The following is a 23,441-nucleotide window of genomic DNA, read 5'->3' on the forward strand; positions in this document are numbered from 1 at the left end:
TTCAGGCAGGGGATAACATGCTGCGATTGATCAAGTGGCTGATTTATCTGGCTATTCTAGGCTTCATTGCCTTAGTGGCCTATGCCTATATCGGGCCATTCTTTGGCGCGGATTTCTCACCTGACCAGACCGAGATTCGGCAGGACATCATTCTTGAGACGGATTAGCACGGTAGTTTTCCTTGGATTGACCACGACGGGTGCCGCCCTCGCGCAGCAACCGCTTTCTGCGATTGAGTGGTTGGATGAGGCCAGCACCGCAGCCGTCACGACCGTACCGCGCCCCTCATTCTCGGAACCGCCCTCCGCCAATGCCGTCACCGTACCAAACGTGACCGTCACCGCGCTGGACGCACCGCGTGCGGATGCTGTTGGCCTACTGCCCAGCACCACCACAGGCTTGCCAGTAACCCTTTGGGAAAAAAGCACAACTTCAACGCTTTTGCGTGCCCTGTCACATCTAGAATCCGAACCTTTACCTGCCATTCAGGCGCTCTATTACACCCTGCTGCTGGCCGAGGCGAATGCCCCTCTTGATGCCGGATCAGATGCCGCATTCCTGCAAGCACGCCTCAAGGCGCTGCGCAGCTTTGGCGCGATAGAACCCGCACAGGCCATGGCAGAGCGGGCCGGACCCATGACGAAATCACTTTTTGATCAATGGTTTGACCTCTCTCTTCTGCTCGGGCAAGAGGACCCCGCCTGCGCCATGCTCAGCCGCAAGCCGCGTCTGACGTCGGATATCGGCGCGCGTATCTACTGCGCCGCCCGCAGTGGCGACTGGAACACCGCCGCGCTCACCTATCACAGCGCGACCGCCCTCGGCACACTCTCCGAAACCGATGCCACCCTTCTGGCTCTCTACCTTGATCCCGAATTGATCGAGGAAACCGAACCGCCGGAACCACCCCAATCCCTTACAGCGCTGCAATTTCGGCTGTTTGAGGCTATCGGCACGGCCCTCCCAACCCATAATCTGCCGCGCGCCTTCGCCATGGCTGATTTGCGCGGCAATTCCGGCTGGAAGGCCGAAATCGAGGCGGCAGAACGTCTTGCGCGCACAGGTGCCGTGCCTGCCTCGCGCCTTTTGGGCCTTTATACAGATCGCCGCCCGGCTGCCTCAGGCGGCGTCTGGGATCGGGTTGCGGCAATTCAGGCGCTTGATCAGGCGCTAAGCGAAGGGGCATCACAAGACCTTGTCGAAGCCTTGCCAAGAGCCTGGCGCGCCGCGCGCGACCAACGGCTAGAGGTGATCTTTGCCGAGCTTTTTGCAGAGCGCCTTGATACTGCAGAAATCCCGCAGAACATCGCCTCGCAAGTCTTTGAAATCATGCTTTTATCAGAGCAGTATGAAACTGCTTCTGCGCGGCTGTCCTCGCCCTCGTCGGATCAACAGTTCCTGATTGATACCGCCCGTGGTGCCCCATCGGCCGAAGCGGCGCGCACCTCACTCCAAAGTGCGATCGCCGCAGGATTCGCCAACAGCGCCCCGCCGGCAGATCATCAGGCGCTGATCGACGCCGGACGACTGGGCGAGGCGATTCTGGCCGCTGCGCGACAGATCGGCCATGGCGACCGGGCGCGCGATGCACTGCCGGGGGCAATTGCCACGCTGCGCACCTTGGGGCTTGAGGACACCGCCCGCCGCGCGGCTTTACAATTGCTGCTGTTGGACCCACGCGGGTGACCGAGGCCGCGCGCTGGATTGATCTCTTTCTCGAGGCGCAGGCCGCCGAGCTTGGGGCCGCAAAAAACACGCTGCTCGCCTATGCACGGGATCTCAAAGACTTTTCCGAATGGGTTGAAAATCAAGGGCTTGCGCTGCAAACTCTCACTCAGCCTGACATTGATCGCTATCTTGTCTTCTGCGATGCACAGGGCCTCGCGCGGGCCACGCGGGCGCGCAGGCTTTCGGCGATTCGTCAGCTTTACCGCTTTGCCTTTGATGAGCGGTTGCGCGCGGATAACCCCGCCATTCGCATCAAGGGACCGGGCAAGGCACAGCGCCTGCCTAAGACCCTCAGCGAAGAAGAGGTCAGCCGCTTGCTCGACATGGCCCCCGCTCATGGGCGCACAGCGTCGGAGCGCAGCCGCAACGCCTGCCTTGTGGCGCTGCTCTATGCTACGGGCATGCGCGTCAGCGAGCTGGTGTCCTTGCCACTTGGTGCCGCGCGAGGCGATCCACGCATGATTTTGGTGCGCGGCAAAGGCGGCAAGGAACGCATGGTGCCACTCTCGCCGCCCGCGCGCGCAGCCCTCAGCGACTGGCTTGCGATTCGCGATGCCGAAGAGAGCGCGCGCCGCGCCAAAGGCGTGCAATCCTCCCCCTATCTCTTCGCCTCAGGGGGTGCCTCCGGACATCTCACGCGCCATAGATTTTACAACCTTATCAAAGAAATATCTGTCAAAGCTCATGTTGATCCCGACAAGGTCACGCCGCATACCCTGCGCCATGCCTTTGCCACGCATCTTTTGGCCAACGGTGCCGATTTACGCGTAATTCAGACGCTTCTTGGTCATGCCGATGTCGCCACAACCGAGATTTATACCCACGTGCTTGAAGCCCGCCTTCAGGCGCTTGTGCAAGAGCATCACCCGTTGGCACAGGCCGCCCGGCGCAAGACCGGGGGCAAAACCTCCTCGGATGGCCAATAGCCAGATGTAAGGGCCGTATCATAGCCCTGCACCAGCCCCGCCGCCCGCATCGCAGCCTGCGCGCCCAGATAATCATAGGCGAGACGATGAAAGGTCACGTGCGCGTCCAGTACGGCAAATCCGGTCTCGACCCGTCCATCATGGGGCGGCATGCCGATTGCCCCCGCATTAATCCAGTCCACCGCGCCGATACGACGCTGAAACATCACCCCGGAATGGCCTGAGAAAACATAATCAATATGGCCTGCAACCTCTTGAATATGTGATATTTCCTCAAGAAAAACTGCCTCATCCGACACTGGCCAGACGAATCGGCTGACATCCGTCAGACCGCCATGGATCACGGCCGCACGCCGACCAGCATGCGTGAACAGGATGAGATCTGGCAGAGTCTCCATCCAGCCCCGATCCGCAGCCCCAATGAATCGGTCGGCGTGACGATACCACCCCGCTGATAAAAGATCGCATTGCGTGCCCGCGCCAAAGCCACAGCCGCAGTCCAGTTCATTGCGCGCCAACTGTCGCTCACAATTGCCCGCAAGCACAGGACACTGCGCCGCACGAATAAGGGCCACCGTTTCGGCAGGGTTCGCACAATAGGCCACGACATCGCCCGTACAAATCCGGCGCTCCGGGGGAAAGTGATGTGCATCTGCCCATGCCAGCAACGCCTGCGTCGCCTGCAAATTAGAATAGGGCCCACCGAAAATCAGCACAGGACCAAACAACTCTCCCAAATCCATGATCCGCATGGCCCATGCTCCCTTGAATGCAGGGGACGGACACCCCATAACCCAATAAATTAAAAGGGACTGCAAAGAGATGGAAGCCGCGTCAAGCGCAACCGACCTGACATTTTGGATCACCTGCGGTGCAATCGTCACCCTGCTGGTCATGTCTGCCTATTTCTCGGGCAGCGAAACTGCGCTTACTGCCGCCTCCCGCGGGAAACTTCGGGCGCAGGCGGAAAAAGGCTCGCGCGGGGCGGAAACGGCGCTGCGGATCACCGAGGATAACGAGCGGCTCATCGGCTCGGTTCTGCTTGGCAACAACATGGTGAACATTCTGGCCGCGTCGCTGGCCACAGCGCTCTTTACCCGCCTCTTTGGCGAGAGCGGTGTTGCCCTTGCCACGCTGGTGATGACCCTTCTCGTGCTGGTCTTTGCCGAAGTCCTGCCCAAGACCTATGCCATCACCAATGCCGAGGCCGCCGCTGCGCGCACCGCGCCCATCATCGTCTGGGTGATCAAGATCTTTTCCCCGATCGTCACCGCCGTGCGTTGGTTCGTGCGCCGGGTTCTGGCGCTTTTTGGCGTGCAAACCGATCCTGACAGCCACATTCTGGCCGTGCGCGAGGAAATCGCAGGTGCGCTATACCTTGGGCAATCCGAAGGGGTGGTGGAAAAGGAAGACCGCGACCGTATCCTTGGCGCGCTCGACCTCGGAGAACGTGCTGTCGAGGAAATCATGCTGCATCGCTCGCGGATCGAGATGATCGACGCCGAAGCAGAGCCTGACGCGATTCTCGATCAATGCCTCAAGAGCAACCACACCCGCTTACCGCTTTATCGCGACGACCCTGACAACATCATCGGCGTGGTACACGCCAAGGATCTGTTGCGCGCCATGCACAAACTGGTGACAGAATCGCAGGATGGCGCTGCCGCGCTCAAGAATTTCGACGTCTGCAGTATCGCGCGCAAACCCTATTTCGTGCCTGAAACCACAACGCTCGACGACCAGATGCGCCAATTTCTGCGGATGCGCAGCCATTTCGCCATGGTGGTTGATGAATATGGCACGCTTCAGGGTCTGATCACGCTCGAGGATATTCTGGAAGAAATCGTCGGCGAGATCACCGATGAATTCGACCCGGATGCCGAACATCCCGTGCGCCGGACCGAAGACAATCAGTTTCTCGTCGATGGGGCGATGACCATCCGCGACCTCAACCGCGCCAACGACTGGAACCTCCCCGACGAGGCCGCCAATACCGTCGCAGGGCTTGTGATCCATGAGGCGCAGATGATCCCCAAGGTGGATCAGGTCTTTATCTTTCACGGCTTCCGGTTTCAGGTCATGGCCCGCAAGGACAACCGCATCACGCGATTGAAAGTGCGCAAGCTCTGAGGGCGCGTGTCACAAACGGTCTTTGTATTTCAGAACGTCGCGATCCACCCCCAGCCCGATGAGCGGGCTCAGCAAATCGCGCCAGAGGCTCGGGCGCGGCTTGTTCACCGGGGCCTGATCGCGCGGCAAGCGCAGATCATCCTGTAGCATCGGTTCCAGAATACGCTCATCCAGCATCCATCGCCCCCGCCGCCCTTCGTCGCGGTCCGCCTGCTGGTAGCACAGCCACTTCGAGAGCCGGTGCTGGCAACACGGGAGTTTACCGGGATAAATCAGGTAAAATCCACTGTTGACCCGCAAACAGATATTATCCAGCACCCGTGCCACGCCACGATATGGCTCTGGCACATGTGGCTTTGGCATGTAATTGAACCGCCCCGGGTCGCCGTTGAAAAAAACGGAAAGCGCTGTGCACAGGTCAATACCCCGTTGTGCCATGGCCCAGCCCAAGACAGGCTCAGGCGCAAGCGCCCAGTCATACTCGATGAGCGCCTGATGAAACGACTCTGGCGCCAGGCCACGCAAATACTCGATTTGCTCGGCAACAGGGCTTGCGGACCAATCAAACGGACTGGCTTGCGGCATCATCGGCTCCGTAACTATCGCGAAAAAACAATGCGCTATCTCTGCGCGCCGAAAGTGCGCTTTCTGCGGAACAACTGTGACGCCATTTGGGCAGCCCATAAAAATTTGCTTGGGGCGCGCTGCTTTGGCGCGTAAACTTTGGGTATGTTGAATCGCCTTCTACACAGCTTCTCTGCGTCAAAACCCGGCCCCCTGCCAGAGCCGGATGAGAAACTGGCTTTGGCCGCCTTGATGGTGCGTGTCGCGAAATCCGATCACCATTACGAATTGGCCGAAATCAAGCGGATAGATCGTCTGTTGGCGCGCATTTATGGGCTTGGGCCGGTTGAGGCGGCCAAGATGCGCGCAGTCTCGGAACGGATTGAGCACGCCGCCCCCGATACGGATCGCTTTGGCCACATCATCCGCGAGACCGTCAGCCTCGAGGCTCGGCTTGGTGCGCTCGAGGCGCTGTGGGAAGTGGTGCTGTCCGACGGCGCAAGCCAGCCAGAAGAGTTGCAGGTGATAGACGCCGCGCGAGAGGCGATGGGCCTGAGCCATGCCGATAGTGACGCCGCCCGCGCCTTGGCCGAGGCGCAGTAATTCCCCATTGGCGCGTCGCGGTTGGCACCCTATACCTATGGCATGTTCGCAGATTTCCTCAAACGGCTGATCCAACCAGCCCCCGAGCCCCTGACCGGCGGTGATGCCCGTCTGGCGCTCTGTGCCCTCCTCGTGCGCGTTGCGCGCACCGATGGAGATTATTCCGCCTCCGAGATCATCCGCATCACGCGCATCATCTCTGCCCGCTACGACTTGCCTCAGGCAGAGGCCGAAGCCCTGCGCCAAGAGGCCGAAACGCTTGAGAGCGAAGCCCCCGACACCGTGCGCTTCACGCGCGCCATCAAGGACGCGGTGCCACATGAGGATCGCCTTGGTGTGATCGAAGCGCTCTGGCAAGTGGCCTTGGCCGATGGGGTGCGAGAGGCCGATGAGGACGCGCTCTTGCGTCTGGTGGCCAGCCTCTTGGGCATCACCGATCAGGAAAGCGCGCGCGCCCGTCAGCGCGTCATGGGCAGCACGTGATCGTCAGCCTATCCATGTATGACCGCCCCGAGACGGCGGCGTGCAACGATGCCCTCTGGAACGCCATGCGCGCAGCCTTGGGCGACGGGCCAGAGACCCTCACCCGGGACGGTAACCTCTGGGATCACTGGCGTAGCCCTGATCTGCTCTTGTCGCAAACCTGCGGCTATCCCTACCGTGCGCGGCTGCACGGGCATGTAACGCTGGTGGCCAGTCCCGTGCTTGACCTGCCAAGCTGCCCACCGGGATATTACCATAGCGTTTTTGTCGCGCGTGCAGATGATCCACGCACCCATCCCGAGGCGTTCGCCACCGCGCGTCTGGCCTATAACGACGGTCTGTCGCAATCGGGTTGGGCCGCGCCACAGAACTGGGCCGCCGCGCGTGGATTTTCCTTTACCACGCCCGTCCACACCGGCGCGCATCGCGCCTCGGCCATGGCCGTGGCCGAAGGGCGCGCCGATATTGCCGCGCTCGATGTGCTGAGTTGGCACCTGATGCAGGCACATGATCCCTTCACGACGGGGTTGCGCGTGTTGGCCCATACCGATCCTACCCCGGCGCTGCCCTACATTACCGCGCTCGGGCGCGATGCAGACGCACTGCGCGACGCCCTCGAGGCAGCAATCATGGCGCTGCCTGCGGCAGCGCGCGCAACCCTTGGGTTAAAGGGCGTGACCTATATTGCCACCGAGGATTATTTGGCCCCGCCCAATCCTGCGCCGCCCCCGCCACTCACGCCTCCGAATTGAGCTGACGGCGCGTCAAATCGCACAAACCGCCCCCCAATCGCCCGTTTTGCAAGTTGCATCGGCCCATTTTTTCGGCCCTATTGTCATAAAGCCGTCAAAACCGCACCAAAACGGAAGCACCCCTTGTCAGACACGCCCCCGGTTATCGAGATACGCAACCTGCACAAGGCTTATGGCGCGCTTGAAGTGATCAAGGGGGTCGATATTGCCGCCCATCGCGGCGATGTTGTGTCGCTCATTGGGTCTTCGGGCTCTGGTAAATCGACCATCCTGCGCTGCGCCAACCTGCTTGAAGATAGCCAACAGGGCGACATCCTCTTCAAGGGCGAGCCGGTTCAGTGGAAGGGCGCAGGCTTGGCGCGCCACCCCGCTGACCCCAAACAAGTGCTGCGCATCCGCACCAATCTCAGCATGGTGTTTCAGCAATTCAACCTCTGGGCGCATCTCACGATCCTGCAGAACGTGATGGAGGCACCCGTTACGGTCTTGGGCCGGGATCGGCACGAGGTTGAGGCCGCCGCGCGCAAATATCTCGACAAGGTGGGTATTGGCGACAAATGCGATGTTTACCCGGCGCAATTGTCCGGCGGTCAACAACAACGCGCAGCGATCGCCCGTGCCCTGTGCATGGAGCCAGAGGCGCTCTTGTTTGACGAACCCACCTCCGCGCTTGACCCAGAGCTGGAACAAGAGGTGATCCGCGTCATCAAGGATCTGGCCAATGAGGGCCGCACCATGATGATCGTCACCCATGATATGAAAATGGCCGCTGATGTCAGCGACCATGTCGTGTTCCTGCACCAAGGGCTGATCGAAGAACAGGGTCCGCCCGACACCCTCTTTGGCGCGCCGAAATCGACGCGCCTGCAACAATTCCTCAGTTCCACCACTGGCGGCTGAGGCAAGACCACCACTCAAAGGGAGAAAACCATGAAGAAACTACTACTCACCACTGCCGCACTGGCCCTCTCGGCTGGATTTGCCATGGCCGACACCGTTCGGCTGGGCACCGAAGGCGCCTACCCTCCGTATAACTTCATCAACGACAAAGGCGAAGTTGACGGGTTCGAGCGCGAGTTGGGCGATGAGCTGTGCAAGCGCGCCGAACTGACCTGCGAATGGGTGACGAATGACTGGGACAGCATTATTCCCAACCTTGTGTCGGGCAACTATGACGTGATCATCGCAGGCATGTCGATTACCGAAGAACGCGATCAGGTCATCGACTTTACCCAGAACTACACCCTGCCCGATCCCTCGGCCTATCTTGCCCCGTCGGCGGATGTCGATGTGAAATCCGGCGTCATCGCGGCCCAGTCGGGCACCATTCAGGCGTCCTACGTGGCCAGCAGCGGTGCCACGCTGGTGGAATATGCCACGCCCGAAGAATCCATCGCCGCCGTGCGCAATGGCGAAGCAGATGCCGTGCTGGCCGACCGCGCCTTCCTTTTGCCGGTGGCAGAAGAGGATGCAGGGCTCGAACTGCTTGAAGAGATGGTGATGATCGGCGGCGGCATCGGCCTTGGCCTGCGCGAAAGCGACACCGAACTCAAAGGCAAGCTCGACGCCGCCATCCAATCCATGAAGGACGACGGCAGCCTGAACGCGCTCATCGAGAAATGGGAAATCGGCCTGACCTTCTGAGGTTGACCGACCGGCGGGGTCCGATGCGGCCCCGCCCCCTCCAACAAGGCTGAATGCGATGTTTGCCTTTTGCTCCGATCCGGCCAATCTCGACGGGCTTGCGTGGCTGAGCTGTTATCTCACCACGTCCAAACACCTGCAACTCTACTATGCGGTGGGCACTGTGCTGTTGCTGCTGGCGATTACGGCACCTGCGGCCCTCGCCTTTGGCTTTGGCGGGGCCATGGCCGCGCGGGCGCATATCGCCCCGGTCCGCTGGCTCGGCAAAGCCTATATCGCAATCGTGCGCGGCGTGCCCGACATCGCGTTTTTCCTCTTTTTTGTCATCGCTCTTGACCAAGCGTTTGAATGGGCGCGGCATCAAATCCTCTGCCCTGACTGGGATCAACCGATCCGTCAAGGCAATGATTTCGTGGTCTGTCAGGCCGCCAAACTGCCGCTCGGTTCTGCCCCACAATGGGTGCATGAAACCTACGGCTTCACCCTTGCAGTGCTGACCTTTGCCATTGTCTTTGGTGCTTTTGCCGCCAACGTGCTCTTTGGCGCGATGCGTGCCGTGCCGCGCGCCCAGATGGAAACCGCAGAGGCCTATGGCATGACCCGGCGTCAGGCGTTTTGGCGGATCATGGTGCCGCAGATGTGGGTTTACGCCCTGCCCGGCCTTGGCAATCTCTGGATGGTGCTGATCAAAGCCACGCCGTTGCTCTTTCTCTTGGGGGTCGAGGATATCGTCTATTGGGCGCGCGAACTCGGTGCCACCGCCAACCCACGCTTTACGGAATACCCGCATGGCGACTGGCGGATGTGGTATTTTCTCGGGCTGATGGTGTTTTACCTTGGCTTTACCCGCATCTCCGAAGTGGTGCTGGAACGCCTGATGCAACGCCTCACTCTGGGGCAGGCCACCACCGGCGGTGAAGCGCAAAGGAAAGCGGCATGAGCTGCCTTGAGACCATTCAAGCCTACGGACTGCGCGCCATTGGTATTGGGGAACGCCTTCTGCCACAAAGCGATTTCACCCTATGCCAGCAATTCACCCTCATCGGTTCTGGCCTGATCTGGAATGTCTATTTCGGGTTCTTCGCGCTCATCAGCGGCTTCATCCTTGCCACTGCCGTGGCCCTTGGCAAAGGCTCTCGCAACCGCGTGATCCGCAAGCTGTCGGAATGGTTCATCTTTGTCTTTCGCGGATCGCCGCTCTTTATCCAGTTCTTCTTTGCCTATTTCTTCTTTCTATCGCTCAAATCCGTCTCACCCTTCTTTGACATTCTGACCTCAGCGTGGCTCGGGGCGCTGATCGTGCTTTTCCTCAACACCGCAGCCTATTCCGGCGAGATTTTCTATGGCGCGCTCCGCTCCATTCCCAAGGGCGATGTCGAGGCGGCGGATGCCTACGGGTTTTCCGGCTGGCCCCGCTTTCGCCGGATCATCTGGCCCACCATGCTGCGGCTGGCATGGCCCGCTTATACGAATGAGGCGATCTTTCTCTTTCACGCCACCACGCTGGTGTTCTTTTCGGGCTTTCCGGTCTGGCAACAGCGCGGCGATGCGCTGTATTACGCCAAGTATTTTGCCGACAAGACCTTTAACCCCTTCGTGCCCTACCCCATTCTTGCCGGCTATTTCATCTTGCTCACGCTGGTTGTGATCGGTGTCTTTGGCCTGATCAATCGCCGGCTCAACCGCCATCTGCCGCAGGAGTACCGCCGCAAGCTCAGCCTGCGGATGAACCTGATCCGCTGATGGGGGGTGTGGCGATTCTCGTACCCGCGGCCGGGGCATCTTCGCGGATGCGGGGGACGGACAAGCTCTTGGAAATGGTGCGTGGCCAACCGCTTCTGCGGGACCGCGTGACGCTTGCGCTTGGCACCGGATGCGACGTGGCCGTAACCCTGCCACCAGAGGGGCTTGCACGCCGCACGGCGTTAAAGGGTTTAGATGCCACTCTCCTGCCTGTGCCTGATGCCGCAACCGGCATGTCCGCCTCACTGCGCGCGGGGGCGACATGGGCAATGGCCGAAGGGGTCACAGCCCTAATGGTCTTGCTCCCCGACCTGCCGGACCTGACCGCAGATGACATGAAGATCATGCTGCAAGTAAATGATTGTGAACATATCTTTCGGGCATGCGATGCGGATGGCACCCCCGGCCATCCGGTTATTCTGCCCGCGCGCCTTCTGCCAGACTTAGCCCAGATCACCGGCGACACTGGCGCGCGTGACCTCTTGCGCGCGCATCCCGTGACGCCCGTTCCCTTGCCCCGTCAGCATGCCACAACCGACCTTGACACACCCGAGGCTTGGGCGGCATGGCGCGCCGCTCAGGGCTAAACTGCCCCGCGCCCCATATGCTCGGCAATCCGCCGGTTGAGCCAGGCCAGCCCCGCCAGAGAAAGGCCAAGCCCAAGGAACGAGGCCACCCGCACCAGCCCCGCCAATCCTGCCATATCGACCAGAAACACCTTGGCCACGGTAAACGCGACCCCGGCCATCGCCACCCGGCGCAGCGTCTCGGACCGTCGCAGCAATGCAATCACCAAAAGCAGCACCGAGACCAGAATGAGCGCGACCGTGTAGCTGTATAGCTCACCATCGCTAACCCCCGGCACGCTCAAATCATCCCCCTGCCAAAGCCGCCGGATTTCAAGCCCGAGATACCACGCGCCATAGCCCGCGCCCGCCACGACAAAGACCTGCCGCAGCAAACGTGGCAGATGATCCAGCTTCCACGCGGCCAAGGCAAAAACCAAGGCAACGGGCAAATAGGCGGCGGCCAATGTATCAAGGATCAGCGGCCCGCTGACGAATTCCCTGCGCCAGAGCACCGGCACAAGCGGATTGGTCAATAGCGCCTGCGCCACCAGCGTCACGAGCGCCACCGCGCCCATAGCCGCCGCCAGAGCCAACCGCAGCCATCGCACCACGCGCCCGCCCGCGCGCAAACGCCAGAGTTGCACCATGGCAGAGGCCAGCCACACCGCCGCCGTCAGGCCCAGACCCGCATGGCCCATCGCCCCCGGCCCCCCCAGCCAACGCTGCAAAAGCACGCTGAGCACGATCGCCGTGATGGTCCAAACGGCGCTTTCAATCACCACCCGCGTCGTGCCACCGGCCCGCGCCGCCATGACAAACCATGCCGCCCCAAGCAATATCAGCGGCCCCAGATGCGACAGCAACACATCCCCCAAGCCCGCCTCGCGCACCGCCCAAGAGAGACCGGGATCAATCACCAAACGGTAGCCGATCACCGCAACGCCCACCTGCGCCACCCCGCCCAAGAGCGGCAGATTGAACCGCCGATCAATCAGCGCCGTCGCCAGCACCATCACCCCAAGCGCCAGCGTCAACGCCGCCTGGCTCAGCATCACAAAAAGCGCCAAGGTGATCAGCACCAGCGCTGCCCCAGCGAATACCGCTGCCACCAACCGGGCCTCAGATCCCCGTGCCCGCACTGCGAACACCACCATCAGCCCCGCCAGGGCCATCACCTGCAAAGCCCAACCATAGGCACCGATCACCATGGCCGGGGTCCAAAGCAGCTCAAGGATCAGCGCCAGCCCCGGTGCCATCACCGCCGCCCCAAGGCTCCACAGGATCACCGGCACCGTCCCCGCCGCATATCGGGCGCGAAAGGCAAAAACGACCGAGGCCACCGCCCCGCCCGCCAGAATGACACTCGCCGCCATGGGCATCGGGGATTCGGGCAAGCGCTCGATCCCGGCCATGAACCCCGACCAGACTGGCCCCTTCCCAAACCCTTCAAGCGTCACCAGCACCAGCGCCGCCAAAGCCGGAACCAGTGGCACATCTTCCAGCGCCTCAGCCCGCCGCGTGCCAAGGGTCAATGCTGCCAGCAATCCCGCAAGCAGGCTCAGTGCACCCCAGACCACCAGTGCCTCGCCCGCGTCACGCGCCAGCATCAGCGCAGCAAGGCTTGCCAATACCACCACGGCCCAGACCAGCCGCACCGGAAAATCAGGATATGCGCCCCTAGCCATGACGCGTCGCAGCAGCGAATTTCCCGCGTGCTGGGGTATCATCCGCGCCTCGGGCACCAGCAGCGTCAAAACAACCAGCCCGGCCCAGAACGCCAGATACAGCAGCGCTCCAGCCTCCCCCAGATATAGAAGCGTTGCACCGCCCATGCTGACCATCAATGCCAAGACTGAAATCCATGCCCAACGGCGCGCGGCATCCACCGCCAGCCCGACGGCCGCAAGCAGCGCGTAGAAGCCGTAAAACACCCCCGGCGTATCAGACTGTCCGCCCACCAGGAACGGTGCCACACCTGCGCCGATCAAGCCGAGCGCCGTCAGCACCGGCCCATGGAACCAGCCAAGTACAACCGCCCCGGCCCCAACACCTATCAGCCCCGCCAAGGCCATGCCCGGCCCGATCAGATCATAAAGGCCCCGCGCCGCCAAAACGCCTGCAAAAAGCGCGATCACGCCCGACCCCGACAGAACCGACGGCAGGCCCGTGACCGCGCCCGCCGCTTCGTCGCCATAGCGCCGCCGCAGCCGCTCGCCCGCTGCAATCAGCGCGGCGCCAAGCGCCAGCGCGCCCATTACCCGCCAAAACGGCGTAAGCACCCCTTGCTCGACGCCGTATTGCACCATGAAGACGCCCGCCAAGGCCAGCGAGACACCCGCAACGGCCAAGGCCCAATTGGCCCTCAGCCACGCCATCAGTGCCCCAAGCCGGTCCGCCCGCAGCACAAAGGCGCGCGGCGGTGTGTCCGTTGGCTCGGTCTGAGGCGCAACAACAGATGCGCTTGCCCAGGGTCCGGCCCGGTCCTCGACCACAGGCGCACCCACAGTCTCTGTCACAACTTCTGTCACAACTTCTGGCGTCGTTTGTCCCAACCCCGCCTCAAGCCGCGCCACCCGCGCCTTGAGCCGCGCATGCGACACCAAGAGATAGGGCACCCCGATCACGAGGAGCGCCAGTATCCCAAGCCCGATGACAACTGCCAGCGCGTCCATGGATCACCCCTGCCCAAACAGGCCAGTCAGTGCCCGACGCACGACACCTGTCACCGAGGGCCTGCGCCCGCGCTGAAACGGCAATGGGCGACACACCTCGATCGCAGCCACGCCCACCCGCGCTGTCAGCGCACCATTGACCACACCTTCGCCAAACCGTCGCGACACCTTTGACAGCACGCCGCCCCCAGCCACACTGCTGATCAGGTCATCCCCCACGGCCACTGCCCCGGTGGCCAAAAGATGCGCCATCACCGCACGGGCCAAGCGCCAACTGCCAAGAAACCCCGCGCGTCCGCCATATATCTCGGCCACTGCCCGGATCATGCGCAGATTAGAGACAAGCGCCCCCACCACATCGGCCAAGGCCAGCGGCACCAAAGCCGTAATCATTGCCACCTGCCGCGCCGCAGTCTCGACCTCGCGCAACGCGAGCGCATCGAGAGGGGCCAGAACCTCGGCCTCCGCCAGCCCCAACAGCGCCTCGGCGTCGAACTGATCCGCCTGCTGTTCTGCAAGCCGCTCAAGCCCCCAAGCCGCCTCGGGGCGCGCGGCGTAAAGCGCGCGCAGCCGCGCCACGACCGCTCGCGCCGCCTCCAGATCGCCTCCGGTCAGCGCCGCAGCGGCCTCGCGCCGCAGGGTATCGAGCCGCCCCAATCGGGCGAATCCTGCCATCTCGCGCAGCCCGATCATCGCTGCCACCAGCAAAAGGCCCACGCCCATCGCCGCGACGCCATAGCCCAGCACCGGCACCCGAGCGATCAATCCAACTGCGAAATCCCATGCCGCCACCGATACGGCGGCCCCCATCAGCCCAAGCGCCAAACCCCAAAACAGCCGACCCAGCCAAGACGGCCCCGCCGCACCGCGCGTGATCACCGCCCGCATCGCCCGCCCGTCTGGCCGCTCAACCAGATCGGGCACGGGCGGCGCGCGGTCCGGTCCCTCGGCGGCACGCTCCTCCATCTCAATCAATACCGGGCCCTTGGCCTTATCAACGCTCACGCGCTCACTCCCTCGCCACGCCAGACCATCAGGATATCCGGCAGCCCTTCATCATTTCCCAGACCCGCACTGCGCGCCGCCTCGACGAATCCTTGGCGCGCATAGAATGCTCGGGCGGCGGCATTGGCCTCGACCACCCAAAGGCGCAGCACGCCCGCTTCGGCCTTGGCTTCGGCCAAAAGTGCCCGGCCAAACCCCTGCCCACGCAGCACCGGATGGACATAGAGCGCATGCAGGATATCGCCGTCGCGCACCAAAAATCCGGCAACACGGCCCTGCTCGCGGATCACGCGCACCCATCCCCAACGGATGACCCGTGCCAGCGCGCGAAGATCGTCCCAGTGGCTGCGCACCCTTGGCAACCATGGCGTGGCACGCGTAAACGCCCAAAGGATCATCGCAAGACGCGGCAAATGCCAAAGCCGCCCACGCGCCGTCTTCATAGCTTGTCCCCCAACAGGAACTGCGCCGCCCGGTCCAGCCGAATATGCGGCGGGCCCTCGCCGGGGCGCAGGTTGAGCGGAGCAGGCGCAAACCGCATCACCTGATAGTCCCGCCCCAACCACTCCTTGGCCCCCGCCCGTGCCGGGGCCAAGAGTTGTCCCGGATCATCCGGCAGATCGCCTGCATAAAACGCCGCCTGCCGCCCGGTCTCGAGCAGCCGTCCACGGACACAGTCGAGCATCTCGCCATTGTGGCTTACCCGTTCCTCGACCGTGGCGCGCAATGCGGCCAAGGCCATTGCCTGCGTCGTGGCCCCGGCAAACTCGGCCCGGTCCCGCGCCTCACGCAAGAGGGCCGCCATGATCCCCGTCAGTCGCCCATGCTGCGCATGATGCAGGTGATCCGCCTTGGTCGCGGCAAAGAGAATGCGCTCTACGCGCCGCCCCAAGAACAACTGTGTCAGGAACGCATTGCGGCCCGGCCGGAACGCGCTCAGGATATCCGCCATCGCCCGGCGCATATCCTCGACCGCCTGCGGCCCCTTGTGGATGGCATCAAGTGCATCCACCAAAACCACCTGCCGATCGATCTTGGCAAAGTGATCGCGAAAAAACGGCTTTACGACCTCACGCTTGTAGGCGTCATAGCGCCGTGCCATCTCGGCGCGCAGGCTGCCCCGGCCCGCCTTGCCCCCGGGCAGAGGCGCGAAGGTGACCACCGGCGATCCCGCAAGATCCCCCGGTAAAATGAATCGCCCCGGCGTGCAATCATAGAAACCAGCGGCGCGCGCCGCATGCAAATAAGCGGTAAAGCCAGCGGCCAAAGCCTGCGCCACGGGCTCATCAAGCGGTGCCGCCGTATCCACCTCTGTCACCTGTGCGAGATAGGCAGCCGCCTCGCTGCGCGCCCCGATCCGCGCCAGCACCTCGGCGGCCCATTCCTCATAGCTTTTGTCCAACAAAGCCAGATCCAGCAGCCACTCGCCGGGATAATCCACGATATCAAGATGGATCACACGTGGCCCCGTGACCCCCGACAAAAGCCCCGCAGGCCGCACGCGCAGCGACAGCCGAAGCTCGGACACGGTGCGCGTGCTCTCGGGCCAATGCGGTTCCGGACCGGTCAAAGCGGCCAAATGCGACTCATAGTCAAAACGCGGCAAGGTCACATCGGGCTGCGGCTGCAGATAGGCCGCCAGAATCCGCCCCTCGCCCTGCGCCAAAAGGCCGGGCATCCGCCCCCGGTCCATCAGATTGGCGATGAGAGAGGTGATGAACACCGTCTTGCCAGCGCGCGCAAGGCCCGTCACACCGACGCGGATCACCGGCTCGAACAATGCCTGCCCAACCCGGTCGCCCAAGCCTTCGATGCTGCGCACCACCCCGTCTGCCAAACCTGCAATCGCCAAGAACTGCCCCTTTTTCTCGTGCGCTCAAGATAGAGACCCGCCAGAGGGGTTGCTAGGGGCAATTGCGCCCGGGCGTTCCCCGCAGCCCTGAACCAGAGCGAGACGGTTTGCATCTGACCCAAGAGGAAGCCCGACCTGCCCAATGGTCAAAGCCGCTTTTCCACGGTATAGGGGCAAAAATCCATCAGGAGCGCCCCAATGGCCGAGACCGAGCAGCCACAGATTTACCTTATCACCCCGCCCGAATTCGAGCTGAGCGTCTTTCCCGACACATTGGCCCGCGTGCTCGACAGTCATCCCGTCGCCTGCGTGCGTTTGGCCCTTGCCAGCCGTGACGAGGATCGCATCGCGCGTGCGGCCGATGCCTGTCGTGAGGTGACACATGCCCGTGACGTGGCCTTGGTCATCGAGAGCCACTTGATGCTGGTCGAGCGGCATGGGTTGGACGGTGTGCATCTTCCCGATGCCGGACGCTCGGTGCGCGCCGCGCGCAAAGAATTGGGCGAGGATGCGATTGTCGGCTGTTTCTGTGGCACATCCCGCCATGACGGTATGAACGCAGGCGAAGCAGGCGCTGATTACATCAGCTTTGGTCCCGTGGGGGCCAGCCCGCTAGACGACGGCGCGCGGGTTGATATGGATGTGTTCGACTGGTGGTCCAAGGTGATCGAACTGCCGGTCGTGGCCGAAGGCGCGCTTGATTTGGCGCTGGTGGCGCAACTGACACCTATGGCGGATTTTCTGGCCTTTGGCGAGGAAATCTGGCGTGAAGAGGACCCGGTTGCCGCGCTTGGCCGCTTCATCGCCGCGATGGGCTGAGCCTCGTCACTCTTGCCCCCGGCGTGTCTCTGGCATGCCGCTGCGCACCTGCGCCTCGGCCCAAGCGGCCAGCGCCTTGCGGTCCGCAAAGGAATCGACACGCGCCGGGGCGTGATAGACCACACGCACGCGGCCCTGAGGCCGCACCGCCAAAACACGCAAAAGATGCGTGCCAAAATCCATATCGCCCCACCAGCCATAAAAGCGGGCATCTTGACCCACGGGGGCCTTATAGATCACCGAAACCGGCTGAACGTTGATTGAATGCTCTAGCCGTTTGCTAAAGAACGCCTGAAAGAGCGTTGATTTAAAAGGGATAACGCGCATCCCATCGGTAGAGCTTCCCTCTGGAAAAAACAAAAGCTTGTGGCCCGCCAACAGGCGCTCTTCAAAAATCTCGGTCTGCGCCTTGGCTTCTTTCGGATCGCGGGTGATGAACACCGTGCCCACCAGCCGCGCCAAATGCCCGATGCCGGGCCAACCCGCCACCTCGGATTTTGACACGAAATACACCCGCTTACAGGCATTGAGCGCGAAAATATCCAGCCAAGAGACGTGGTTGGCCACCACCGCACCGGGCACATGCATCGGCGTGCCCACCACCTCATGCCGCATGCCCAGCACGCGAAACACCGCCCAACACACCCATTGCGTCACATAGGGCGTCCACGGACGGTGCACGCCATACAAGGGCCGCTCGACCAGCCGCAATGCGACCGCGATGACCACGCCCAGCAGAATCACCAGCGCCATACCCAGCCCCCGCAGGCCCACGCGCAACCACCCGCCGGGTGTCAGCGTGAACTCAGGGGGCGGCACCTCGGACTGCCACCTGAACTTCAAGACGTAATACTCTGTTGATAAATGTTTTTCTGCTTTTCACTTAGACGGTCTGTATCGAGAATCAGGCAGACATCGGTCGTATTGAACTGATGGTCCACAAAAGCGCCATCGCCAACATAGCCCCCCAATCGCAGATAGGCCTTGATCAGCGCAGGCACTTGGCGCATCGCCGCGCGCCGATCTAGATCGCGCGCGGCAATCAGGTCCATGCGCTGAAAATGTCCCTCCCGCGCCCGCACACGCAGAGTCTCTGGCGCCAGATGTCGCTGATGCAGAAAGCTTAGTGACGGGGCCAGATGCGCGATATCTGTGCCATGAAAACTGGCCACACCGAACAGGATCTCGATGCCATGATCCGTCACATAGCGGCCCAGACCGTTCCAGAGATGATACATGCCCGGTCCCCCGCGATAAGATTTCGCCAGACAGGACCGCCCCAATTCCATCAGCCGCCGACCACTGGTCTTGAGCGCGCTCAGATCGTATTCGTCTTCGGAATAAAATTGGCCTGCGCGCGCGGCCTGATCGTCACGCAACAGGCGGTAAACGCCGACAACGGCAGCATTATTCGCATCGTCCAACAACAACAGGTGGTCAAAGAACGGATCAAAGCGGTCGCGTTCCAACCGCGCCGCGTGATCGACCAGCGGCCCGTCACCGCCCAATTCCTCGACAAAGACCTCGTAGCGCAAGCGTTGAGCCGCGCGCAATTCCTCGGGCGTATCGGCCAGCTTCACACGGAACTTGGGGGCGCTTGCGATCATCGGCCTTGTCTCTGGGGTCTGCGCCGCCTTTTAGGCAAGAGCGCCACCAAGTGCAACGATACCACTGGTCGCAAGGTTCGGCGGTTGTTAACCTTTTGCTAACCTCGATCAGGGATCAAGAAGAGGTATCAGTTCCACGCGATTGCCATCAATCACCACTTTACCCTCTTCGCGAAAGTTAACCGTGATCCGTCCGCCAATGTTGGATTGCACCTGCCCCGTTCCCCAATCCGGCCTCTGCGGATGCAGCACCAGCATTCCTGGCTCAAGTATCGAATTCATATCCGTCATGCTGCATCCCGTCCCGGAGTCATCTCATGCCCCAACATACCCATGCTCTTGGCGCTTTGATAGCCTCGCGCATCTGCCATGATCTCGTCAGCCCGCTGGGGGCGATCGGCAATGGGCTTGAGTTGATGGGCCTGTCCGGCACTATGGAAGGGCCGGAAATGGCGCTAATCGCGGCCTCGGCAGCGCAGGCCTTGGCGCGGGTGCGGCTCTTTCGGCTGGCCTTTGGTCAGGCTGAGGACGATCACGTCACGCGGGCCGAAGAACTGCGCGACATTCTTGGCACCCTGCACGCGGGGGGGCGCATCACGCTTACCCTTCAGATCACCGCTCCGCTGCCACGCCCCATGGCGCAAATCCTGCTGCTTGGCTTGCTGTGCGTGGAACAGGCCCTGCCGCAGGGCGGGCAACTCGCCGTCAGCCAAACGCCTGAAGGATGGCAGATCGTGGCCACTGCGGCCCGTCTTGCCCCGGATGTGGATCTCTGGCGCGCGCTCTGCGCAGAGGGGCCTTGGCCCCGGCCCACCCCGGCGCAGGTGCATTTCCAGCTCTTGCATCACTGCCTCGCGGCGCAGGGCGCAACCCTTCAGCGCCAACTCACCGACACAGAGTTTCGCGTCACGCTCTGACGGTTCCATCCCCCTCAACCAGATATTTGAAACTGGTCAGTTGCGCCGCCCCCACCGGGCCGCGCGCATGCATCTTGCCGGTGGCGATCCCAATTTCAGCGCCCATGCCGAATTCGCCCCCATCGGCAAATTGCGTCGAGGCGTTACGCATCAGAATCGCACTGTCCAGCCGGGCAAAGAAACGCGCCGCCGCCGCATCAGCTTCGGTCACGATGCACTCGGTATGGTTCGACCCGTAGCGACGGATATGCGCGATGGCATCATCAATGTTTTCAACAACTTTGACGGCGATGATACTGTCTAGGTATTCGCGGCCCCAATCCTCGTCCGTGGCCGGCACAGTTCCCGCAATCCCCTGCAACGCCGCATCGGCGCGCACCTCGACCCCGGCCTCGATCAGCGCGCGGATCACATCCCGGCCGATGGTGTCGACAATATCGCGATGAATAAGCAGACATTCCGCCGCCCCGCAGATCCCGGTGCGCCGGGTCTTGGCATTGAGCACAACCCGAAGCGCCTTGGCCGCATCCGCCGCCGCATCGAGATAAATATGCACGATCCCCTCAAGATGGGCAAAGACCGGCACCCGCGCGTCACGCTGCACGAGGCCCACAAGGCCCTTGCCGCCGCGCGGAATGATCACATCAATCGTGTCGGTCATGGTCAACATTGCCTCAACCGCGGCGCGGTCCCGCGTCGGCACAAGCTGAATCGCATCCTCTGGCAGGCCCGCCGCGCGCAATCCCGCAACCAGACAGGCATGGATCGCACCCGAGGAATGAAAGCTTTCTGACCCGCCGCGCAAGATCACCGCATTGCCGGATTTCACGCAGAGGGCACCGGCATCCGCCGTCACATTCGGGCGGCTTTCATAGATCACGCCGACCACCCCCAATGGCGTGCGCACCCGGCGGATATGCAGGCCCGTGGGCCGGTCCCATTCCGCCAAAACCTCGCCCACCGGATCGTCCTGCGCCGCAACCGCACGCAACCCGTCGACAATACCCTGAATACGCGCCTCATCGAGCGCCAGCCGGTCCATCATCGCATGAGACAGCCCCTTGTCACGACCATAGTCCAGATCGCGGGCATTGGCGGCCAGGATCTCACCCCGTCCGGCCCAGACCGCCTCTGCCGCCGCCTCTAACGCTGCGCGCTTGCTCGCGGCATCGGCAATGGCCAAATCCGCAGAGGCCGCACGCGCCCGCGCCCCGATTTCGGCCATCAGCGCCGCAATCTCTGTCTGGTCTTTCATAGTCCGCCCTCCGGGCTCTCAGAATGCCATATCGTCACGATGCATCAAAGGCCCCCGCGCCGGATACCCCAGCACCGCCTCGATCTGATCCGAACGCAGCCGCTTGATCCGCTCCGCATCCGCCGCATCATAGCGCGTAAGCCCTTGGCCAAGCACGCGCCCCGCCGCATCGGCCACCTCAACCGGATCGCCCCGGCCAAACCGGCCCGAGACCTCTGTCACACCGGCGGCAAGCAGGCTGCTGCCCGCTGTAAGAGCGCGCGCAGCGCCCTCATCAACGATGACACGCCCCTTGGGCTTCATCGCGGCAATCCACGCCTTGCGCTTTTGCTGCGGATCACCTTGCGCCAGAAACCATGTCGCGGCGGCCCCCTCATTTAGCGCGCGCACCGGATGCAGCACATCGCCTTGCGTGATCGCCATCACGCAGCCCCCCGCCGTGGCAGTCTTGGCCGCCAAAAGCTTGGTCTTCATGCCACCCTTGCTCAGGCCCGATACGGCGTCACCCGCCATCGCCTCGATTTCGGGCGTGATCAGGGCCACGGTGTCAAACCGTCGCGCGGTCGGGTCCTGCGCAGGGTTGGCGGTATAGAACCCGTCCACATCGCTAAGCAGGATCAACTGATCCGCACCTGCCGTCACTGCAACCTGCGCCGCCAGCCGATCATTATCGCCATAGCGGATTTCATCCGTGGCCACGGTGTCATTCTCATTGACGATGGGCACAGCCCCCAAGCGCAAAAGCTGTTCCAGAGTGGCCCGGGAATTGAGATAGCGCCGCCGGTCGGTGCTATCCTCGAGCGTCACCAAGACCTGCGCCGCCGTCAGCCCATGCGCGGCCAAGGCAGCATCATAGGCCCCCGCCAGCCGGATTTGCCCTACGGCGGCGGCTGCCTGCGACTGCTCCAGCGTCAGCACACTCTGCGGCAGGTTCAACACCCGACGCCCAAGCGCAATAGACCCAGACGAGACAAGGATCACATCTGTGCCGCGCTGCCGCAACCAGACGACATCCTCGATCAGCGCGCCCAGCCATTCGGCCCGCAAGGCCCCACCGACCCGGTCCACCAACAGGGCCGAGCCGATCTTGATCACCAGTCGTTTTGCGTCAGTTACGGTTGCCACGGTGCGTCTTCTTCGTCCTCGTCACTCACCTTGTGGCGCAGGCGGTCCGCGTCGATGCGCTCGCGCAGCGCGCGCAGCACCTCCGTCACGCCTTCACCGGACACGCCAGACATGAGCATCACCGGCGTGCCGCAGGCGGCCTCCAGCTCATCGCGCAGAAACGCGCGCTCTTCATCATCCAAGGTGTCAATCTTGTTCAACACCGTCACACGCGGCTTATCCGCCAAACCCCCGCCATAGGCCTCAAGTTCGGTGATGATGGTCTGATAATCGCCCACGAGATCGCCTGAACTGCCATCGACCAGATGCAGCAGCACCGCACACCGCTCGACATGGCCCAGAAAAAGATCACCAAGTCCGCGCCCCTCAGACGCGCCTTCGATCAGCCCCGGGATATCGGCCACCACGAATTCCACATTATCCACGCCCACAACCCCCAGATTGGGATGCAGCGTGGTAAAGGGATAATCGGCAATCTTGGGGCGCGCGTTCGACGTGGCGGCAAGAAATGTCGATTTTCCCGCATTGGGCAAACCCAAAAGCCCGACATCGGCAATCAGCTTGAGCCGCAACCAGATCGTGCGCTCGATCCCCTCTTGCCCGGGATTAGCGCGGCGCGGGGCCTGATTGGTCGAGGTTTTGAAATGCAGATTGCCCCAGCCCCCGTTGCCGCCCTGGGCCAAAAGCACGCGCTGCCCGATTTCGGTCATGTCGGCCAGGACTGTTTCCATGTCCTCGTCAAGGATTTCCGTGCCCACCGGCACGCGCAAAACGATGTCATCCCCGCTCGCGCCGGTGCGCTGGCGCCCCATGCCCGGCGTGCCGCTTCTGGCAAAAAAGTGCTGCTGATAGCGAAAATCAATCAGCGTATTCAGCCCATCCACAGCCTCGGCCCAGACCGAGCCGCCATTGCCGCCGTCGCCGCCATCCGGCCCGCCAAATTCAATGAACTTTTCGCGGCGAAAGCTGACGCTGCCCGCGCCGCCGCCGCCAGAGCGGATATAGACCTTTGCGAGATCGAGAAATTTCATAGTCTGTCCTTATCGC

The 23,441-nt window shown here is 62.4% G+C and carries 26 protein-coding genes; 14 read left to right on the forward strand and 12 right to left on the reverse strand.

The features are described 5' to 3' along the window. Positions 1-17 precede the first annotated feature (17 nt). The 3 genes from ROSMUCSMR3_RS21410 to ROSMUCSMR3_RS01715 are packed head-to-tail and all read left to right on the forward strand — an operon-like array spanning position 18 to position 2,654. Positions 18-167, forward strand: coding sequence for a hypothetical protein (locus ROSMUCSMR3_RS21410; protein WP_008281106.1), 150 nt, complete (start codon positions 18-20; stop codon positions 165-167). Beyond that, entirely contained in the window at positions 154-1,686 is a 1,533-nt protein-coding gene (locus tag ROSMUCSMR3_RS01710) for a hypothetical protein (protein ID WP_237183513.1), read from the forward strand. Before ROSMUCSMR3_RS21410 ends, ROSMUCSMR3_RS01710 begins: the two co-directional genes overlap by 14 nt. Further along, the gene (locus ROSMUCSMR3_RS01715) at positions 1,683-2,654 is read left to right on the forward strand and encodes a site-specific tyrosine recombinase XerD (RefSeq protein WP_008281108.1); all 972 of its coding nucleotides are present in this window, start codon (positions 1,683-1,685) and stop codon (positions 2,652-2,654) included. The genes ROSMUCSMR3_RS01710 and ROSMUCSMR3_RS01715 overlap by 4 nt, the downstream gene beginning before the upstream one ends. Here the strand turns inward: ROSMUCSMR3_RS01715 and ROSMUCSMR3_RS01720 are convergent. Next, positions 2,591-3,406 (reverse strand): metallophosphoesterase family protein, encoded by an 816-nt coding sequence (locus tag ROSMUCSMR3_RS01720; RefSeq protein ID WP_198385566.1) that lies wholly within the window; start codon positions 3,404-3,406, stop codon positions 2,591-2,593. The genes ROSMUCSMR3_RS01715 and ROSMUCSMR3_RS01720 overlap by 64 nt on opposite strands. Before the next feature lie 70 nt (positions 3,407-3,476). Here ROSMUCSMR3_RS01720 and ROSMUCSMR3_RS01725 point away from each other — a divergent pair, with 70 nt between their 5' ends. Further along, positions 3,477-4,784 (forward strand): HlyC/CorC family transporter, encoded by a 1,308-nt coding sequence (locus ROSMUCSMR3_RS01725; protein WP_008281110.1) that lies wholly within the window; start codon positions 3,477-3,479, stop codon positions 4,782-4,784. Positions 4,785-4,793: 9 nt separating this feature from the next. Here ROSMUCSMR3_RS01725 and ROSMUCSMR3_RS01730 read toward each other — a convergent pair whose 3' ends face one another. Continuing rightward, positions 4,794-5,369 (reverse strand): hypothetical protein, encoded by a 576-nt coding sequence (locus tag ROSMUCSMR3_RS01730; RefSeq protein ID WP_237183514.1) that lies wholly within the window; start codon positions 5,367-5,369, stop codon positions 4,794-4,796. Between the two features lie 144 nt (positions 5,370-5,513). Between ROSMUCSMR3_RS01730 and ROSMUCSMR3_RS01735 the strand changes: the two genes are divergently transcribed. The 8 genes from ROSMUCSMR3_RS01735 (at position 5,514) to ROSMUCSMR3_RS01770 (ending at position 11,160) form a co-directional block, all read left to right on the forward strand. Next, positions 5,514-5,951 (forward strand): TerB family tellurite resistance protein, encoded by a 438-nt coding sequence (locus tag ROSMUCSMR3_RS01735; RefSeq protein WP_008281113.1) that lies wholly within the window; start codon positions 5,514-5,516, stop codon positions 5,949-5,951. A 42-nt stretch (positions 5,952-5,993) separates the two neighbouring features. Then, positions 5,994-6,434 carry a TerB family tellurite resistance protein gene (locus ROSMUCSMR3_RS01740; protein ID WP_081508520.1) on the forward strand — a complete coding sequence of 147 codons (441 nt, stop codon included), beginning with the start codon at positions 5,994-5,996 and terminating at the stop codon, positions 6,432-6,434. Continuing rightward, on the forward strand, positions 6,431-7,186 hold the full coding sequence (locus tag ROSMUCSMR3_RS01745) for a phosphate/phosphite/phosphonate ABC transporter substrate-binding protein (protein WP_198385567.1): 756 nt from the start codon (positions 6,431-6,433) through the stop codon (positions 7,184-7,186). The genes ROSMUCSMR3_RS01740 and ROSMUCSMR3_RS01745 overlap by 4 nt, the downstream gene beginning before the upstream one ends. Before the next feature lie 123 nt (positions 7,187-7,309). Next, on the forward strand, positions 7,310-8,086 hold the full coding sequence (locus ROSMUCSMR3_RS01750; protein WP_008281116.1) for an ABC transporter ATP-binding protein: 777 nt from the start codon (positions 7,310-7,312) through the stop codon (positions 8,084-8,086). 30 nt (positions 8,087-8,116) lie between these two features. Beyond that, positions 8,117-8,830 (forward strand): transporter substrate-binding domain-containing protein, encoded by a 714-nt coding sequence (locus ROSMUCSMR3_RS01755; protein ID WP_081506249.1) that lies wholly within the window; start codon positions 8,117-8,119, stop codon positions 8,828-8,830. A gap of 58 nt (positions 8,831-8,888) precedes the next feature. Next, on the forward strand, positions 8,889-9,770 hold the full coding sequence (locus ROSMUCSMR3_RS01760; protein ID WP_081506250.1) for an ABC transporter permease: 882 nt from the start codon (positions 8,889-8,891) through the stop codon (positions 9,768-9,770). Then, complete coding sequence (locus ROSMUCSMR3_RS01765) at positions 9,767-10,573, forward strand: ABC transporter permease (RefSeq protein ID WP_008281120.1); 807 nt, start codon at positions 9,767-9,769, stop codon at positions 10,571-10,573. The genes ROSMUCSMR3_RS01760 and ROSMUCSMR3_RS01765 overlap by 4 nt, the downstream gene beginning before the upstream one ends. Continuing rightward, a complete protein-coding gene (locus ROSMUCSMR3_RS01770; RefSeq protein WP_081506251.1) occupies positions 10,573-11,160 on the forward strand; it encodes a nucleotidyltransferase family protein in 588 nt (195 codons plus the stop codon). The genes ROSMUCSMR3_RS01765 and ROSMUCSMR3_RS01770 overlap by 1 nt, the downstream gene beginning before the upstream one ends. Here the strand turns inward: ROSMUCSMR3_RS01770 and ROSMUCSMR3_RS01775 are convergent. The 4 genes from ROSMUCSMR3_RS01775 to ROSMUCSMR3_RS01790 are packed head-to-tail and all read right to left on the reverse strand — an operon-like array spanning position 11,157 to position 16,671. After that, complete coding sequence (locus tag ROSMUCSMR3_RS01775; RefSeq protein WP_081506252.1) at positions 11,157-13,814, reverse strand: DUF2339 domain-containing protein; 2,658 nt, start codon at positions 13,812-13,814, stop codon at positions 11,157-11,159. The genes ROSMUCSMR3_RS01770 and ROSMUCSMR3_RS01775 overlap by 4 nt on opposite strands. Before the next feature lie 3 nt (positions 13,815-13,817). Further along, entirely contained in the window at positions 13,818-14,819 is a 1,002-nt protein-coding gene (locus ROSMUCSMR3_RS01780; RefSeq protein WP_081506253.1) for a YcjF family protein, read from the reverse strand. Then, on the reverse strand, positions 14,816-15,262 hold the full coding sequence (locus tag ROSMUCSMR3_RS01785; protein WP_008281124.1) for a GNAT family N-acetyltransferase: 447 nt from the start codon (positions 15,260-15,262) through the stop codon (positions 14,816-14,818). The genes ROSMUCSMR3_RS01780 and ROSMUCSMR3_RS01785 overlap by 4 nt, the downstream gene beginning before the upstream one ends. Beyond that, the gene (locus tag ROSMUCSMR3_RS01790) at positions 15,259-16,671 is read right to left on the reverse strand and encodes a YcjX family protein (protein WP_081506254.1); all 1,413 of its coding nucleotides are present in this window, start codon (positions 16,669-16,671) and stop codon (positions 15,259-15,261) included. The genes ROSMUCSMR3_RS01785 and ROSMUCSMR3_RS01790 overlap by 4 nt, the downstream gene beginning before the upstream one ends. A gap of 198 nt (positions 16,672-16,869) precedes the next feature. Here ROSMUCSMR3_RS01790 and ROSMUCSMR3_RS01795 point away from each other — a divergent pair, with 198 nt between their 5' ends. After that, a complete protein-coding gene (locus ROSMUCSMR3_RS01795; protein WP_081506255.1) occupies positions 16,870-17,490 on the forward strand; it encodes a thiamine phosphate synthase in 621 nt (206 codons plus the stop codon). A 6-nt stretch (positions 17,491-17,496) separates the two neighbouring features. Here ROSMUCSMR3_RS01795 and ROSMUCSMR3_RS01800 read toward each other — a convergent pair whose 3' ends face one another. The 3 genes from ROSMUCSMR3_RS01800 to ROSMUCSMR3_RS01810 all read right to left on the reverse strand — a co-directional run bounded on the left by ROSMUCSMR3_RS01800 (position 17,497) and on the right by ROSMUCSMR3_RS01810 (position 19,388). Beyond that, positions 17,497-18,333: a lysophospholipid acyltransferase family protein gene (locus ROSMUCSMR3_RS01800; protein WP_237183515.1), complete on the reverse strand. Its 837-nt coding sequence runs from the start codon at positions 18,331-18,333 to the stop codon at positions 17,497-17,499. After that, positions 18,330-19,097, reverse strand: coding sequence for a GNAT family N-acetyltransferase (locus ROSMUCSMR3_RS01805; RefSeq protein WP_081506256.1), 768 nt, complete (start codon positions 19,095-19,097; stop codon positions 18,330-18,332). Before ROSMUCSMR3_RS01805 ends, ROSMUCSMR3_RS01800 begins: the two co-directional genes overlap by 4 nt. A gap of 108 nt (positions 19,098-19,205) precedes the next feature. Beyond that, a complete protein-coding gene (locus tag ROSMUCSMR3_RS01810) occupies positions 19,206-19,388 on the reverse strand; it encodes a DUF3553 domain-containing protein (RefSeq protein ID WP_040651557.1) in 183 nt (60 codons plus the stop codon). A 26-nt stretch (positions 19,389-19,414) separates the two neighbouring features. On the opposite strand from ROSMUCSMR3_RS01810, the gene ROSMUCSMR3_RS01815 reads away from it, so the two are divergent. Beyond that, positions 19,415-20,014, forward strand: a complete 600-nt coding sequence (locus ROSMUCSMR3_RS01815) for a histidine phosphotransferase family protein (RefSeq protein ID WP_081506257.1) — start codon at positions 19,415-19,417, stop codon at positions 20,012-20,014. On the opposite strand, the gene ROSMUCSMR3_RS01820 is transcribed toward ROSMUCSMR3_RS01815, so the two are convergent. Genes ROSMUCSMR3_RS01820 through obgE form a run of 3 tightly spaced genes read right to left on the reverse strand, consistent with a single transcriptional unit; the run spans position 20,004 to position 23,425 of the window. Beyond that, on the reverse strand, positions 20,004-21,269 hold the full coding sequence (locus tag ROSMUCSMR3_RS01820; protein WP_008281131.1) for a glutamate-5-semialdehyde dehydrogenase: 1,266 nt from the start codon (positions 21,267-21,269) through the stop codon (positions 20,004-20,006). The genes ROSMUCSMR3_RS01815 and ROSMUCSMR3_RS01820 overlap by 11 nt on opposite strands. Before the next feature lie 18 nt (positions 21,270-21,287). Then, positions 21,288-22,394, reverse strand: coding sequence for a glutamate 5-kinase (gene proB, locus ROSMUCSMR3_RS01825; protein WP_037297675.1), 1,107 nt, complete (start codon positions 22,392-22,394; stop codon positions 21,288-21,290). Beyond that, complete coding sequence (obgE, locus tag ROSMUCSMR3_RS01830) at positions 22,382-23,425, reverse strand: GTPase ObgE (protein ID WP_081506258.1); 1,044 nt, start codon at positions 23,423-23,425, stop codon at positions 22,382-22,384. Before obgE ends, proB begins: the two co-directional genes overlap by 13 nt. Between the last annotated feature and the right edge of the window lie 16 nt (positions 23,426-23,441).

Source organism: Roseovarius mucosus, assembly GCF_002080415.1.
Taxonomy (GTDB): Bacteria; Pseudomonadota; Alphaproteobacteria; order Rhodobacterales; family Rhodobacteraceae; genus Roseovarius; species Roseovarius mucosus_A.